This window comes from Saccharothrix sp. AJ9571 (genome assembly GCF_021725495.1).
In the GTDB taxonomy this organism is placed as follows: domain Bacteria; phylum Actinomycetota; class Actinomycetes; order Mycobacteriales; family Pseudonocardiaceae; genus Amycolatopsis; species Amycolatopsis magusensis.
In genome coordinates, this window is the sequence record NZ_CP091382.1 from 1,187,398 (window position 1) to 1,203,171 (window position 15,774).

A 15,774-nucleotide genomic window follows, 5' to 3' on the forward strand; every position below is an offset into this window, starting at 1 on the left:
GGACCGCCCGCCCGTCTGTCCGAAGTGGACACGAACTACCCCGCGACCCGGGCCCAGAAGTCCAGGCGGTGCTCGGCGGCGAAGTCGACCGGCCGGATGCCGTCCGGGCCCGGCGCGAGCGATTGCACCTGCCCCCGCGGCCACGGCGGCAGGCCGCCCGCGGCAGGCGCGCCGGTCCGAGCGAACCCGGTCCAGTAGCGGATCATCGCGTCGGACAGGTCCTTCTGCGGCTGCGTCGAATCCTGCTCGAAACCGGCGTCGCGGAACAGGTACGGCACTTCGGCGGCGTGGTACGCGCCGGTCGGGAAGGTGTCCGGGAACGGCAGGTACGACGGCGCCTCGCGGTCGGCGAATTCGTAGGTGTAGAGCGGGTTCCTGGCGCCGATCAGCTCGCCGAGGCGGCTGGTGCCGCGAGCCCACATCCGGTCGGTGAGCACATCGGCCCAGGCCACACTCGGCGACGGGTAGGCGCTCAGCGGGTACTCGGCGGCGATCTGCTCGGCCTGGTCACCGAACGCGGTCCGCAGCAACTGCGGGTACTGCCCGGCCGTCACCGGCTGCCCGGCGAGGTCGTAGAACAGGCCGACGAACGCGCGGTGCTCGTCACGCGTGGTGCCGAGCAACACCGGGACCTGGTGGAACTTCCCTTGCGCATAAGCGGAATCCGGTGCGCCGGGCAGCACCTCGTTGCCGTATGCGGCCGCCTGGAAGACCCGCATCAACGGGAAGAGCTGCTCCACCGGCAACGCGCGCAGGCAGTCGACCGCGGTGGCCGGATCGGCGCAGCCGAACTGCGCGGCCATCGCGGCACCCACCCCGGTCACCTCTTCGGTGCTGCGCCAGGCCAGCCACGGACCGGCTTCGAGACCGGGCATCAGCGCACCGGCGGGCATGTCCAGCAGGGTCATCGGGCTCTGCATGACGGCCTTGTGGAACAACCCGGCCGACGCGGGGGCGAGCAGGTGCGCGCTGACCGACTGGGCCCCGTACGACTCGCCGATCAACGTCACGTTGCCGGGATCACCGCCGAAGGCCGCGATGTTGTCGCGCACCCAGCGCAGTGCGGCCTGCTGGTCCCGCAGGCCGAAGGTGCCGGAGCCGGCGAGCCCCGGGTAGCCGAACGCGCCGAACACCCCGAGCCGGTAGTTGACCGTGACCACCACGGCGTCCCCGGTGCGCACCAGCGCGGCCGGGTCGAACAGACTGCCGCCGCCGACCACGCCGTCCCCGTGGATCCACACCAGCACGGGCTTGCCGTCACCGGTTTTCGGCGCGGTGACGTTGAGGAACAGGCAGTCCTCGTCGGTGCTGGAGACCTTCGCGTACTCGGTGCCTTCCTGTGGGCAGAGGCTGCCGGGCTTGGTGGCGTCACGGGTTTCCGTCCACGGCGCGGCGGGCTGCGGTTCCTGCCAGCGGACCGGTTTCGCCGCGTAGGGGATGCCGAGGAACTGGCGCTGGTGCTCGGTGACCAGTCCACGCACCGGCCCGGCCTGCGGGTGCGCGAGGTCCGGCGGCTCGGGTGCGCTGGCGCAGGCGGTGCTCAGCAGGAGCAGCGCGGCGAAGGCGGCGGCGATCCTCATGGGTTCCTCCGGGTCGCGAGGTCGAAGAGGGTGACCAGTTCCCCGGTGTAGGCGTCGAGGTCCAGGTCCGGCTCGGTGCGCAGTTTGAGGAGCAGGCCGTCGCGCGTCGAGCGGATGGCCATCGCCATCACGTCGGCGTCGAAGTCGCGGAACTCGCCCAGCCGCTGCCCGGCGCGCAGCAGGTCGGCGAGGCCGCGCAAGTCCGCTTCCAGCACGGGATCCGAGCCGTCGCCGGGTTCGGCGCGCGCCACTTCGAGCATCGCCACCAGGTGCGTGCGCCGCTCGCTCGCGAACTCCACGTTCGCCGCGATGAACGCCCGCAACTGGGCGGCGGGCCCGGCCACGCCGTCCGTGCGGGCGAGCACGAACTCGGTGAAGTCGGCCAGGACCGTGCGCACCACCTCGTCCATCAGCTCGCGCTTGTTCGCGAAGTGGTACGAGATCAGGCCGGTGCTGCTCAGCCCGGCCTGCTTGGCGATGCGGCCGAAGGACGCCTTCACGTAGCCCTCGGTCGCGATCACCACCACGGCGGCGTCGACGATCTGCTTGCGACGCGCCTGTTCGGTCACGGATGCCATATTTGCTCACTCAAGCTAGTTTTTGCTCAACTGAGCAAGACGGTACACGAGCAAGGCTCGCTTGTCAGAACAGGACAGAAATTTTCCACCCGCAAGCCTTGTCTCCACCGACCCTGCGGGCTAATTTGTTGTGGCTAGCAACAAACGGAGCTCCGCCCCCACCCGCGTCCCCACGAGGTGAGAGCTGATGTCGATGAAGATGTCGAAAGCCGCCCGGCGGCTACTGGTGCCACTGGCGGTGCTGGCGACCGCCGGCGTGCTGACCGTCCCCCTGAGCAACGCCGCGCCCGCCGAACCGGCGGCCGTGGTGTTCGAGGACAACTTCGACGGCCCGGCAGGCGGTGCCGTCGACGGCGGCAAGTGGCAGCTGGAAACCGGTGACAACGGCGGCAACAACCACGAGTTGCAGTACTACACCAGCGGCACCGGCAACGCCGCGCTCGACGGTGGCGGCAACCTGGTGATCACCGCCAAGAAGGAGAACCCCGCCGACTACAACTGCTGGTACGGCCGGTGCGAGTACACCTCCGCGCGGCTGAACACCGCGGGCAGGTTCACCCAGACCTACGGCCGGTTCGAAGCCCGGATGAAACTCCCGCGCGGGCAGGGCATGTGGCCGGCGTTCTGGGCGCTGGGCGAGGACATCGGGACCAACCCCTGGCCGAACTGCGGTGAGATCGACTTCATGGAGAACGTCGGCTTCGAGCCGAACAGCGTGCACGGCACCCTGCACGGCCCCGGATACTCGGGCTCCGGCGGCATCGGCGGCGTGTACAACGGCCCGAACTTCTCCGACGACTTCCACACCTTCACCGTGGACTGGGCGCCGGACAAGATCACCTGGTCCGTGGACGGCAACGCCTACCAGACCCGCACCCCCGCCGACCTCAACGGCAACCGCTGGGTCTTCGACCACCCGTTCTTCATGATCCTGAACCTCGCGGTGGGCGGTGACTGGCCGGGTTCCCCGGACGGCAACACGCAGTTCCCGCAGCAACTGGTGGTCGACTACGTGCGCGTCACCACCTGATCCCCGTGGGCGCCCAGCGCCTGGCTCGAATGCTATGAGTGGGGCATTACTTGCGTTGAACGCTGGTAATGCCCCACTCATAGCATTGCCGGGCGGCTACGAAGGGTGGGCGTCGACGGTCACCTTGGAATGTCCACAGTGGAACCGGGGCGAGCCGCTTCCCTCATCCTGCTCGCGCGACGGGCACCGAGCGCGGCGGGCACGATCAGCAGCGCGACCACCCCCGCCACGGCCATCGCCACGGTCAACTCGGTCAGCGTGGCCACCCCGCCGATCACCGGCGGCCCGCCGAGCAGGCCCGCGTAGGCGACCGTGGTGACGAAGCCCAGTTCGCGTTCACCCCCGGTGCCACCTGCTTCGCGGCCCGCCGCCCCGGCCAGGTCCATCGCCAGCGGGAAGCAGAACGCCAGCCCGATCCCGGCGAGTGCGAATCCCAGGTAGGCCGCCACGTCGGACGGGACGACCGCGGCCAGGAACACACCGGACGCGGCCAGCGCCCCACTGCCCACCAGCAGCCGGTACGGGCCGAACCGCCGCTGCGCCCGTTCGCCGGTCAGCCGGGTCACCGCGATCGCCACCGCGAACACCGAGTAGGCGGCCGCCGCGCCTGCCTCACCGAATCCGCGTTCGTCCACCAGGAACAGTGCCGACCACTCCGCGCAAGCACCCTCCGCGACCGCCGCGCACACCGCGACCCCGGCCAGCAACCACAATCGGCCGCGCGCCATCACCTCGCGGTAACCACGGGCCGGGCGTTCCCCGGCGGCCGGGCGTTCCCCGGGTACCGCACGCACGGTCACCAGTACGGCGATCAAGCCCACGGCACCGACCACGGCGAACTGCACCCCGGGCACCACCGCGAGCGCCGCCGCACCCGCCGCGCCGAGCGAACCGGCCAGCCCGCCGAAGCTGAACCCCGCGTGGAAGACCGGCATCAGCGGCCGGTCCAGCTGGTGCACCACGGCCACCGCGCCGATGTTCATCGACACGTCCACCGCGCCCATCAACCCGCCGAGCAGCGCGAGCGCCAGCCCGAGTGTCCACACCGAACCAGCCAGGCCGAGCACCGGCAGCAGCAGGCAGGCGACGGGCAGGCAGACCGCGAGCACCGGGCGCGCACCCCAGCGGGCACAGGCCTTCGCCGCCGGTGAAGCGGTCAGGATCATCGCCACGCTCGGCCCGAGCAGGGCGAGCCCGAGGCCGCCGGTGCCCACACCGGCCTGGTCGGCGAGCGCGGGCACCCTGGCCGCCCACGAGCCGTAGAGCGCTCCATTGACCACGAAGGCGACGGCCACCGCGGTGCGCGAAGAAGTCAAATCAGGACACTCCCACTAGTGCGAAACGACGTATTCATCCGTAACATCGAACTCACCCGACGACAACGTTGCCCGACGATGCCAGGGGGAGTGAGCGCGAGCCCATGACAGCCCTCTGGGGAATATCCTTCGACGGTGCGCCGATCTCCGGATTGATCGTCGAGTTCGTCAAGACCGCGCGATTGTTCCACGACCGGGGCATTCGGGTGCACCTCGACCTCGGCTACGACATCAAGGCGGACAAGAACGCCTTCTTCCGCCCCTACACCGACGAGGCCGAGCTGCTGCCCGAGTGGATCGAGCTGGACCGGATCGAAGCTGTGCAAGGGATCGACGGTTACACACCGGAGCTGGTCACCGCGGTCCTGCGTGAGGTGATCGGCCGCGGCGACGACTCGCGACTACGGTCGGTGATGAATTCGGTGACCGCCACCCTGCGTGACCGAATTCTCGCCAAGTGGACGGAACTCGGCATTTCTTTCGTACTGGTGGAGAATGGGACGCTGCCGGAGAACGTCATCTACACGCGCGCGCTCTACCAGGCGATCGAGGAATACGGCAACCGCCATCGGCTGGGTTGCTTCGTGCTCTGGCGAGATCACGACCTGATGTGGCAGAGCGAACCGAGCAGCGGCAAGTACGGGCAATTCCCCTATCCGCACACCCCGCAGCCGGTGAACAGCCCGTTCATCCACTACGCCGCCCTCCACGAGGAGGCCCGGCGCCGGACGCTGGCCTGGGCGCCGCACCTGCGCCAGCTCAGCGTGCTGCCGAACACCTTCACCCACCGGCTGGCCGTGGTGGACGAGCACAACGCCGGTTTCCGCGCCGAGCACGGCATTCCCGAGCACGCGCCGCTGATCGCGCGGTTCACCCGGATCGTGCCGCAGAAGCGCATCGACCGCGACCTGCACCTGATCGCCGCGCTGCCCGGCGTCCACCTCTTCGTGGCGGGCGAACCGGGAGAAAACCCCGGGGAATTCACCAGACTCACCGAACTGGCCACCGAACTCGGCGTGCGCGACCGCGTGACCTTCGGCGGCGGCCTCGCCCCGCACGACGCCGAGGTCGGCAGACCTGGTTACTCCGTGCGAGATCTCCTCGCCCACGCGCAGCTGGTCTCCTTCCTGACCTCCTACGACTACGAGAGCTACGGCAACCCGATCGGCGAGGCCATCGCCTCCGGCGTGCCGTACGTGACCAGCCGTTACGAACTGTACGAGACGGTCTACGGCGACAAGGGTTTCCGCGCACCGGTGCTGGACGTGCGCCGGCACGACCTGCCCACCGCGTCCTTTGTGGACGAGGTGGCCGAACTGCTCACGGACGAGACGAAACGGGCGAAGATGGCGGAGCACAACTACGCGCTGGGTCAGCGGCACTTCGGCGAAGGGCGGGCCGAGCGCCTGCTGGACCGGCTGTTCCTGGCGCCGATGGACGAGCGCACCCGGATCAGCGTGGTGCTGCCGGTGTACAACGAGGCGGCGAACCTGCCGTCGGTGCTGGACTCGCTGTACCGGCAGCGCGGCATCGACCGGTCGGCGTACGAGGTCGTGCTGGTGGACAACAACTCCACCGATGACACAGTGGACATCGCCCGCCGGTTCGCCGAGGAGCACCCGGACCTGGCCGTGCACGTGGTGCCCGAGCCGGAGCAGGGCGTGGCGTGCGCGCGCCGGACCGGCATGGACTTCGCCAGTGAGCGGAGCAAGAACCGCGGGTCCGCCGCCGAGGAGCGGTTCCTGCTGGTCTCCGCGGACGCCGACTGCCGCGTCGACCCGGACTGGCTGGCCGAACTGGCGGCCGCGATGGACTCGAGCAAGGCCGCCATCGGCGTCTGCGACTACTACTATTCGCCGGAACACTTCACCGGGCGGCCTCGGCTGTGGGACGCGATCTCCCGCACGTTGCGCTGCCGCGCGGTGACCTTCGCCCTGTTCGGCGGATTCCCCGACGGCAAGGGCTTCGCCGTGGACCGCGACGCCTACGACCGGGTCGGCGGCATCGAGATCTTCTACCAGCTGCAGGACGGGAAGTTCGTCAACCACCTCTCCGACGACTGGGACTTCGGCATCAAGGTCCGCGGCTCGGGCGAGGAGATCGCGTACGCGCCGAAGTCACGGGTGGAGATCAACCCGCGGCGGGTCGACCACGCCATCGACGAGGTGATCACCGGCCGCGCCTACGGTTCGGACGGCATCATCGTGATGCGCGACATCCGCGTCGAGGATCCGCGGCCCGCCAGGGAAAGCGACCTGACCGAAGCGGAAGCGCTCCAGGCGTGGGAGTTCTCCATCAAGGACTTCACGCCGAAGAACACCATCCTGCCGGTACTGCTCACCCCGTCGCTGCTGGACGACGACGCGGTGATCGAGTTCTTCGGCGCGGACCTGGCCGACCGCCTCGGCAGGCGGATCGCCGAGCTCAAGGACGAGATGCGGGTGGTCGACTTCACCCCGATCCACTCGTACAAGACGCCCTGCTACCGCCTGTACTTCGAGTTCGCCGACGAAATCTTCGCCCGCCTGCGTGCCACGGTCGGTGCGGACATCGGCCACCCGCCGCCGCTGCCGTCCTGCTTCGACGACGTGCCACCGGAGCGGTTCGCGGAGTTCGTGAAGTACTACTGCGAGGACCGCGAATCCGGGGACGCGCACAACTACTTCGGCAACGGAGGGGTGTTCTGATGACGATGAGCTACGAGCAGGCCCTGGCTTCGCTGCGGCAGACCGATCCCACGGCACCCGAACCCGCCGTGCTCGGCGCGCTTTCGGCACCGGAGAACCGGCACCTGCTGGAGTACGTGGTCGAGGACCCCTTCGGCGCGCACGTCTTCCCCGGCAACGAACCGGACTACTCCCCCGAGTCCTTCCTGGCCGATCTGGACGCGCAACTGGCCGGCTCGGCGCCCATCCACCTGTGGTCCTACATCCCGACCTGCGCCTACCGCTGCCGCTTCTGCCAGTACCCGGTGGTGCTGGTGAAGGGCAGTCCCGAGGTGACCGACGCCAAGGCGAGCCAGTGGGTCGACTGGAACATCCGCGAGGCGGAACTCTGGCTCGAGCAGGTCCCCTCGCTGGCCTCGGCGCCGGTCGGCGAGTTCAACGTCTTCGGTGGCACGCCGTCGCTGCTGCCGAAGCACGCGATCCGCCGGCTGCTCGAGTTCTACCGCGAGAACTTCGGCTTCGGCCCCGAGACGACGATCCGGTTCGAAGGCGACCCCAGCACGTTCACCCCGGACAAGCTCGAACTGCTCGCCGAACTGGGGTGCACCAAGCTGTCCAGCGGTGTGCAGTCCTTCGACGACCCGGTGCTGCGGCAGTCCGGTCGCGAGCACAGCGCCGAGATGTGCGTGGAGTTCATCCGCAACGCCCACCGCACCGGGTTCGAGTGGATCAGCATCGACCTGATGTACGGACTGCTGGACCAGACCGTGGACAGCGTGCGGCGCGACCTGGACATCGTGCTCGCCGAACAACCGACAGCGGTGGTCTGCACCAAGCTGCACCTGAAGTCCTACACGGACACCCGCACCGGCGTCGCCGGGGTGCAGCCCGCCGCCTGGCAGCTGCCCGACTACCGTGACCGGCTGGTCCGCGACGGGCACCGCTGGCCGCCGCTCGGTGAGCAGTACCAGATGCGCGAAGTGCTCACCGAGGGCTTGCGCGCGGGCGGGTACACCGAGCACCCGACGATGTACTTCGCCAGGGACGGGCTCGGCCCGGAGAAGTGGAAGTCCATCATGGTCGACCAGCACCGGCAGGAGGCCGAGGTGGCGATCGGGCTCGGCGGCAGTTCCAGTTGCCGCGCCTCGGAAGCCATCACCGACGTGCACTGGAAGCGGTACTCGGAGGCGGTCGAGGCGGGTCGTATCCCGCTCGGCTCGGCGACCGGGTTCTCCGCCGCCGCGCAGGAAGCGCGGGCGATCAAGATGGCACTGTCCACATTGCAGCCGCTCGACGACGAACTGCACCGGCGCCGGTTCCCCGGCAGTTCGCTGCTCGCCGAGCCGTGGCGCGCGCAGTTCGACTCACTGGCCGAACGCGGACTGCTGCGGGTGGACGAACAGGCCGGGCGCGTCGAGCTGACCCCGGACGGCGAGGTGCTGGTGGAGGCCGTCATCAACACCGAGCTGGACGCCGTCCCCGCGCTGTCACCGTAAGCTACCGGGGTGCCTGCCCCCCGGAAGCGGAAGCCGACGCTCGACAGCGTGGCCGAGGCCGTCGGTGTGTCCAGGGCGACCGTGTCGAACGCGTTCAACCGGCCCGACCAGCTGTCCGCCGACCTGCGCGAAGAGGTCCTGCGGGTGGCTCGCCGCCTCGGGTACCCGGGGCCGAACCCGGTGGCGCGCAGCCTGGCCACCAGCCGCACCGGCGCGATCGCCTTCATGCTCGACACCCCGTTGCGCGCGGCCTTCTCCGATCCGGCGCTGTCGATCACGCTGGACGCGCTGTCCACCGAAGTGGACACCGAGGGCTACGCGCTGCTGCTGTTGCCCGGCGGGGACGACGGCGGCCCGCGAGCCGACCGGGTGCTCGCCGCGCAGGCCGATCTCGCGGTCGCGTACTCGCTGGCGGACGGCGCGCCCGCGCTCAAGGCGGTGAAGCAGCGGCGGCTGCCGCTTGTGGTGATCGACCAGCCGGTCGTTCCGGGCGCGGCGGTGGCCGGTATCGACGACCGCGGCGGCGCCTCTGCGGCTGCCCGGCACCTGCTCGACCTGGGGCACCGGCGGTTCGGAATCCTGTCGGCGCAATGCCTTTCCGCACCCCGCGGTGGTCCGTTGTCCGTGGAAGACGCGGTGCGCAGCCGATTCCGCGACAACCGCGAGCGCATGATCGGCTATCTCGACACGCTCTCCGCGGCGGGCATCGATCCCGCGTCGGTGCCGATCTGGGAAACCTCGGGCCTGTCCCGGACCGAGGCCCAGGTCAGCGCGCGGGCCGTGCTGGCGTCGACCCCGCGGCCGACGGCCGTGCTGTGCATGTCGGACGAACTGGCGATCGCCACCCTGGCCGCGGCAGGCGAGCTGGGCCTGCGTGTGCCCGCCGACCTGTCGGTGATCGGCTTCGACGACACCGCCGAGGCGGGCTGGGCCACGCCCGCGCTGACCACCGTGCGCCAGGACCTGGCGGGCAAGGGCCGGGCCGCCGGGCGGATGGCGCTGGACCTGCTGGCCGGGCGCCCGGTGAAGCAGCCGGTGGTGCTGGACACCGAGCTGATCGTGCGGGGCTCAACCGGACCGGCGTAGGTCCGCTTCGACGTGCGTGGTGCCGGAGGACCGTGGACCGCGCGCTCGGCCACGGGGATCCACGGCGGGATCATGGCCATCGACCTCCGACTCGAGCGTGCAGCGACGCGCGGTCGGAACGCCTACTTGGCGAGCCAGAAGGTGAGCAAGGTGAGCGCCGCACCGATCACGATGCCGGCCAATCCCCAGTTGCGCTGCGAACGACCACTACGTTCTTCCAGCTCTTTCAACTTCCTGATCAGCTTCGTGATCTCGTCCACCATCGCACGCTGCAGGTGCGTGGTCGCGAGGGCGACCGCCTGACCATTCACGTTGAGGCTGTGGTTGTGCGACTCCTCCAGCCAGCGCATGTAGATGGCGAGCTGGGTCGCCAGGTCGGGGACACCTCCGTCGGTCTCGGGCCCGAACTCCGGCACGGGCGGAACGCAAGCGCCGATCGACTTCGCCTTCCGGTACGACCGGTACGCGAGGAAGAACGTCGTGATCACCAGCGCGATGATCACCACCACCAGGAAAACCGCCACGATGCCGAGTGGGACCATCAAGAGGGGCATACCCACCACCTTTCCGCTCCAGCGCCGAACACGCTGCTACAGCGGAAACTCCCGAACCTCGCGGATCTCTCCGGCCATCACCCGAAGGAGGAGCATCTTCACCACCTTGGCAGAGCGCCGCACACCGCACATTGCGCAGAGTACGACCATGAAGACTTCGCGACGCCCGCGAAAAGTAATATTCGTCAATTCACACCTCGGAAGCCACCTCAGGACTGTCACGAATGTGGCTTTCGAGACATCGAACGTCCCGAAAGCCACATTCGTGACATCGGCGCCGTGGTCAGCTCTCCAGGAGCGGGATCAGCTGGGTTTCTTCGTAAGCCAGGTGGCGTTCCAGTTCCTCGGTGAGCCGCTCGACCTCCGGCAGGACGGTCATCGGCTCGGCGCCCTCGGTCGAGATGACCGCCTGCAGTTGGGCGACCAGCGCCGCGATCTTCTCGTGTTCGCCGGACAACCGGTCGATCGTCGGGGCCATTTCGGGGTAGCGGTCGGCCAGGTACGGGAAGATCGCGGTGTCCTCCCCGGCGTGGTGGTTGCGCAGCCCCTGGCACAGGGTCAGGCAGTTCATCCGCAACTGCACCCCGAGCGAGGCCCCCGAATCCGCGAACTCCTTGCGGATCAACGAAAGCTCGCGCCGGAACGCGTCGTGCACCAGCTTGAGGGCGGCGCCGGGGGAGGACGCGTTCGGCGGGCCGCCGGACACGGTTTCCAGTGCCACCACGGGAAGTACGCGGGTGGTCATCGACTGGTAGTTGCGCCACCCTTCGTCGGCTTCGGCGGCACGCGCGAAGACGCGGTCACGTTCCTCCCCGGAAAGCACGGTGGCTTCGGCTTCGTAGGTGAACACGCCGTCCTCGACGGTGGCACGGGGATCGGCGAGCAGGTTGTGGTACCAGGCCGGGTGCCGCGGTGAACCACCGGCGCTGCCGATGATCAGCACGCGCTCGCCACCGTCGGGCAGGTAGGCGAGCGGCACGGTGTGCGGTTTGCCGGAGCGCGCGCCGGTGGTGGTCAGCAGGATCAGTCTGGCGCCTTCGAAATAGCCGCCGACACGGCCGCCGTTGGCACGGAACTCTTCGATCACGGGCAGGTTGAAATCGTTGGGCATGTGACTCCTCAAGGGTTTTGGGCACAGGTTTTGGCACAGGGTTTTGGGCACGACGAAGTACCGCCGGAAGGGCGGAGGAGAAAAGGCAGGATTCAGCACGCGCGCGGGTTTCAGCGCACGGCAACGGAAATCACGCGAAAGGAAGAAAGGAGAAGGAAACGGAGGCGGCGGGGCTCTCGCCCGCCGAGCGCTCACGCCTCGGCCGGGAACCCGTCTCGAATTTGGCCCAAGGCCGACCCGGCAGTCACGATCACGACTTTAGAGCAACGCCTGCCGCACTGGCAACCGCCCCGTTAGGGTCGTCCCATGCGCCTGCTGCCCCTGCTGCTGCTCGCCTTCGTCCTGTCGGCCTGCTCCGCCGAAGTCCCCGGTGACGCCACCCCGGCGCCGGTGTTCACCGCGGGCACGCCCGTGGAACTGCGGGTGGTCACCCCGGGCGGCGGCACCACGCTGCCCGACAAACAGGGCATGTCCTACGAAGTGGGCCCGGTGGCGCTGGTGCTCGACCGGTTCACCGAGGTGAGCGCGAGCTACCGCCCCGAGATAACCGGGTGGGTGGTCGACGTCGCGCTGCCGTCGGACCTCGCGGAGAAGTTCGGGAAGCTGACCCAGGAACAGGTCGGGCAGCAGGTGGCGATCGTGGCCAACGGCGTCGTGCAGTCGGCGCCGTCGATCCAGCAGCCGATCACCGGCGGGGAAATCCAGATCACCGGCAAGTTCTCCCAGGAGGACGCCGAAGCACTCGCCACCGCGCTCGGCGGGAACTGACGCGCTGGTGTCCTGCGCCTGAAATTCGTTGAGACGCTGACGCGCTGGGCGCGGCGGGCGAAGTCGTCGCAGGCGTTGGCGCAGCGGTGTCGGATCGTGGTGAGCTGCGCTGACGGCAGGTCCAATCAGGATGTCGCCAGACGCCGACCGCCGGCACCAGGCGCCGTGTACCCCCGGCCACGCGAGCCGGCGCAGGGCTGCCACCCCCAGACCCTGTGCCGGCTCAAGCGGACGAACGCGATGCTCAAGACGTTGTCCCCGCAGATCCTGGTCAGCTGATCGGGCCTGCTCGGAACCGGATCGCGTGCGCTGAGCCGGGCGCGAGGAAGTCCAGCAGCCGAGCGCCTTCCTCGGCGACGGCGTCCACCTCGGCGGAGTCGATGACCAACGTCGCGCGGTCGACGTTCCAGGTTCCCCGGAACTCGCCGTCGATGAGGAGGGTGCCGCGGCGCGCGCCGTTGCCCGGCGGGAGGGGGACGCGGCGGCCGTCGGGGATGACGCGGGTGCGGTCGGCGTGGGACAGCAGGACGTTGTCGTACTCGGGGAGGAACCGCGGCGGCGCTGGGGTGTCGGGGTCCGGCCGGGGCGCGTCCGGGAGGTCGAACAGCTCCTTGCCGGTGACGTCGGCGAAGACGCGCAGCCGCGGGCGCAGGCGGTCGAAGACCTCCGTGAGCCGGGTGAGCCCCGACCAGACCTGGGCGTCGCGGACCGTCGCGGGTCCGAACGCGGCGAGGTAGCGCAGCACCAGTTCGTCGAGTGGCAGGCCCGCGTCGACCGGGCGGTTCAGCCAGGCGTCGATCGTCGTGTGCGCGGCCGGGCCGCTCTGCCGCCAGAGGCCGCGCGGGGTCACCTGGACGGTCGGAACCAGATAGCTGACGGCGTACGCGAGCGCGACGGGATCGGTGCCCGGCCACCGATCCGCGAGCGCCCGGCCGAGTTCGGCGCGGGTGAGCGGGCGCCCGGTGAGCAGCGCCCGCCCCGCTTCGGCGACGGCGGCGACGTCGAGCCCGGCGATGTCTTTCGCGTAGTGCCCGCGCAGGCCGCGTTCCAGCACCGGGCTGATCGCGGGCCACAGCGCGAGGCAGTCCTCGGCGGTGACGAGGTGAACGGTTCCCCGCATCAGCAGCGCCCGGACCAGCTCCCGGTCCGCCAGCGGCTTCGCCAGCGCGTCGGGCTGGAAGTCCCGCAGCCGCGACCACAGGCCGACGTAAGGCGCGTCCGGCGCCTGCCCCTGCAGCCCGGCGAGCCGTTCGACCGCCGTCACGGCGGGCAGGCCGGCCCGGTCGAGCAGCAGCTGGCGGGCCAGGGTCGCCCGGTTGAGCGCCCGCGGGGTGAGGACTTCGGCCGCCATGTCAGCGGTGCTCGCGCAGGAAGGCGCGGAGGTCGCCGGTGAGCAGCTCGGGGACCTCCATCGCCGGGAAGTGCCCGCCCGCGTCGTACTCCGACCAGTGCTCCAGCGGACCGTCCTGCAGAGCGCGGATGGTCGTGTCGCCCGCGAAGACGGCGATCCCGCGCGGCGGGGCGGGAGGCATCTCGCCTGCCCAGCCGTCGGTGGACTCCGTCATCTGGCGCCACGCCGCCATCCCCTCGTACGTGGCGTGCGCCGAGGACGCGCCGGACCCGGTGAACCAGAACAGGCTGACCAGGGCCAGCAGGTGGTCGCGGTCGACGGCGTCGTCGGGCCGGGCCGCGGCCGGGTCGGTCCACTCGGCGAACTTCTCGACGATCCACGCCAACTGCCCGGTGGGCGAGTCGTTCAGCGAGTAGGCCAGCGTCTGCGGGCGGGTGGCCTGCAGGTGCAGGTAGCCGAGCCCGTCAGCCTGGAACCGGTTGAAGCGCTCGCCGCGCTCGCGGTCCTCATCGGACAGCTCATCCAGCTCGACGGCGGGGCCGAACGGCATCCCCGCGCTGGTTCCGGTGAGGTGCACGCCGACGACGCGGTGCGCGGCGAGCATCGACAGGGCGCCCGCGACGCCCGCGCCCGCGTCCGTGCCGTGCACCGCGAACCGCTCGTACCCGAGCCGGTCCATCAGGGTCACCCACGCCTGCGCGACGCGGAACAGGTTGCCCCAGCCCTGGCCGTGGACCGGCGTCGAGAAGCCGTAGCCGGGAAGAGACGGGATGACGACGTGGAACGCGTCGGCCGGGTCGCCGCCGTGCGAGCGCGGGTCGGTCAGCCCGGCGATCACCCGGCGGAACTCGAACGGCGAGCTCGGCCAGCCGTGCGTGAGGACCAGCGGCAGCGCGTCCGGCTCGGGGGAGCGGACGTGCAGGAAGTGGATCCGCTGGCCGTCGATCTCGGTCAGGTACTGCGGGAACGCGTTCAGCTCGCGCTCCTGGGCCCGCCAGTCGAAGCCGTCGGCCCAGTACGCGGCGAGGTCCTTGAGGTAGTCCAGCGGGACGCCGCGGCTCCAGCCCGCGCCCGGGTCGCTCGGCCAGCGGGTGCGGCCGAGGCGGTCGGCGAGGTCGTCCAGCTCGGCCTGGTCGATGGCGATGCGGAAGGGCGTGATCTCGGTGTTTTCGCTCATGGGGCTACCCTCCCAGTAATCGCGGAAAGGATCGTTCCGCATTACTCGGCAGGATCGGATTTCATGACGGACACCTCGGCGAGACTGCTGCGCATGCTGTCCCTCCTGCAGGCGCGACGCACCTGGACCGGCCCCGAACTCGCGGACCGCCTCGACGTCACGACCAGGACCATCCGCAACGACGTGGACCGGCTGCGCGGCCTCGGCTACCCGGTCGACGCGACCCCGGGCGTCTCCGGCGGCTACACCCTCGGCGCCGGGGCGGCCATGCCACCGCTGCTGCTCGACGACGAGGAAGCGGTCGCGATCGTGGTCGGCCTGCGCACCGCGGCGGGCGTCGAGGGCATCGCGGAGACGTCGGTGCGCGCGCTGGCGAAGCTGGAACAGGTGCTGCCCTCGCGGCTACGGCACCGGGTGGAAGCCCTGCAGACCTCGACCATCGCCGTCCGGGGCACGGGCCCGGCCGTCGACCCGGGTGTGCTCACGGTCCTCGCAGGCGCCTGCCGCGACCGCGAGACCCTCCGCTTCGACTACGCCAACCACGACGGCTCGGAGTCCCGGCGGCAGGCCGAGCCGCACAGCGTGGTGCACATGGGCCGCCGTTGGTACCTCGTCGCCTGGGACGTCGACCGCCAGGACTGGCGCACCTTCCGCGTCGACCGGATCCGCCCGCGAACCCCGAACGGCCGTCGATTCGCCCCTCGGCAGCCCCCCGAAGGCGGTGTCGTCCACTACCTCCAGCGCGGCGTCGGCGCCGCCCTGTGGCGCCACCACGCGACGATCCGCGTGCACGCCCCGGCGTCGGCCGTCGCCGCCAAGGTGCCGCCCGCGGTGGTGGTCGAGGCCGTCGATGAGCACCACTGCCTGCTCAAGGCAGGCGCGGACACGCTGGAGTACCTGGCGCTCTACCTGGGCCTGCTCGACGTCGACTTCGACATCGTGGACTCACCGGACTTCGCCGAGCACCTGCGGAAGCTCATCGACCGCTTCGGCCGCGCCATCGCCTGAGACACGCGGTGGTCAACCGCGCTCTTCGCCGGTCAACACCACGGCGGCCACCG

12 protein-coding genes and 1 pseudogene are annotated in these 15,774 nt (G+C 70.1%); 6 read left to right on the forward strand and 7 right to left on the reverse strand.

Annotated elements, in window-relative coordinates:
• Nucleotides 1–35: 35 nt before the first annotated feature.
• Nucleotides 36–1,580 carry a carboxylesterase/lipase family protein gene (locus L3Q67_RS04620; RefSeq protein ID WP_499188353.1) on the reverse strand — a complete coding sequence of 515 codons (1,545 nt, stop codon included), beginning with the start codon at nucleotides 1,578–1,580 and terminating at the stop codon, nucleotides 36–38.
• Entirely contained in the window at nucleotides 1,577–2,158 is a 582-nt protein-coding gene (locus L3Q67_RS04625) for a TetR/AcrR family transcriptional regulator (protein WP_499188354.1), read from the reverse strand. The genes L3Q67_RS04620 and L3Q67_RS04625 overlap by 4 nt, the downstream gene beginning before the upstream one ends.
• Before the next feature lie 199 nt (nucleotides 2,159–2,357).
• Here L3Q67_RS04625 and L3Q67_RS04630 point away from each other — a divergent pair.
• Nucleotides 2,358–3,182: pseudogene (locus L3Q67_RS04630) on the forward strand (glycoside hydrolase family 16 protein); the annotation flags it as partial.
• A gap of 125 nt (nucleotides 3,183–3,307) precedes the next feature.
• Here the strand turns inward: L3Q67_RS04630 and L3Q67_RS04635 are convergent.
• Nucleotides 3,308–4,504, reverse strand: a complete 1,197-nt coding sequence (locus tag L3Q67_RS04635; protein ID WP_499188355.1) for an MFS transporter — start codon at nucleotides 4,502–4,504, stop codon at nucleotides 3,308–3,310.
• A 104-nt stretch (nucleotides 4,505–4,608) separates the two neighbouring features.
• Between L3Q67_RS04635 and L3Q67_RS04640 the strand changes: the two genes are divergently transcribed.
• From L3Q67_RS04640 to L3Q67_RS04650, 3 genes are read left to right on the forward strand one after another with little or no spacing between them, the layout of a single operon-like run.
• Nucleotides 4,609–7,191: a glycosyltransferase gene (locus L3Q67_RS04640; protein WP_499188356.1), complete on the forward strand. Its 2,583-nt coding sequence runs from the start codon at nucleotides 4,609–4,611 to the stop codon at nucleotides 7,189–7,191.
• Nucleotides 7,191–8,666 carry a radical SAM protein gene (locus tag L3Q67_RS04645; protein WP_499188357.1) on the forward strand — a complete coding sequence of 492 codons (1,476 nt, stop codon included), beginning with the start codon at nucleotides 7,191–7,193 and terminating at the stop codon, nucleotides 8,664–8,666. Before L3Q67_RS04640 ends, L3Q67_RS04645 begins: the two co-directional genes overlap by 1 nt.
• A 9-nt stretch (nucleotides 8,667–8,675) precedes the next feature.
• A complete protein-coding gene (locus L3Q67_RS04650) occupies nucleotides 8,676–9,752 on the forward strand; it encodes a LacI family DNA-binding transcriptional regulator (protein WP_499188358.1) in 1,077 nt (358 codons plus the stop codon).
• A gap of 122 nt (nucleotides 9,753–9,874) precedes the next feature.
• Here L3Q67_RS04650 and L3Q67_RS04655 read toward each other — a convergent pair whose 3' ends face one another.
• Complete coding sequence (locus L3Q67_RS04655) at nucleotides 9,875–10,276, reverse strand: hypothetical protein (RefSeq protein WP_499188359.1); 402 nt, start codon at nucleotides 10,274–10,276, stop codon at nucleotides 9,875–9,877.
• A 313-nt stretch (nucleotides 10,277–10,589) separates the two neighbouring features.
• Nucleotides 10,590–11,417, reverse strand: a complete 828-nt coding sequence (locus L3Q67_RS04660; protein ID WP_499188360.1) for a nitroreductase/quinone reductase family protein — start codon at nucleotides 11,415–11,417, stop codon at nucleotides 10,590–10,592.
• Between the two features lie 306 nt (nucleotides 11,418–11,723).
• Between L3Q67_RS04660 and L3Q67_RS04665 the strand changes: the two genes are divergently transcribed.
• Nucleotides 11,724–12,185 carry a preprotein translocase subunit SecD family protein gene (locus tag L3Q67_RS04665; RefSeq protein ID WP_499188361.1) on the forward strand — a complete coding sequence of 154 codons (462 nt, stop codon included), beginning with the start codon at nucleotides 11,724–11,726 and terminating at the stop codon, nucleotides 12,183–12,185.
• Between the two features lie 271 nt (nucleotides 12,186–12,456).
• Here L3Q67_RS04665 and L3Q67_RS04670 read toward each other — a convergent pair whose 3' ends face one another.
• Together L3Q67_RS04670 and L3Q67_RS04675 are read right to left on the reverse strand one after the other, a co-directional pair.
• Nucleotides 12,457–13,536, reverse strand: a complete 1,080-nt coding sequence (locus L3Q67_RS04670) for a winged helix DNA-binding domain-containing protein (protein WP_499188362.1) — start codon at nucleotides 13,534–13,536, stop codon at nucleotides 12,457–12,459.
• A 1-nt stretch (nucleotide 13,537) separates the two neighbouring features.
• Complete coding sequence (locus tag L3Q67_RS04675) at nucleotides 13,538–14,713, reverse strand: epoxide hydrolase family protein (RefSeq protein ID WP_499188363.1); 1,176 nt, start codon at nucleotides 14,711–14,713, stop codon at nucleotides 13,538–13,540.
• Between the two features lie 63 nt (nucleotides 14,714–14,776).
• Here L3Q67_RS04675 and L3Q67_RS04680 point away from each other — a divergent pair, with 63 nt between their 5' ends.
• Nucleotides 14,777–15,721, forward strand: coding sequence for a helix-turn-helix transcriptional regulator (locus L3Q67_RS04680; protein ID WP_499188364.1), 945 nt, complete (start codon nucleotides 14,777–14,779; stop codon nucleotides 15,719–15,721).
• Nucleotides 15,722–15,774: the final 53 nt, after the last annotated feature.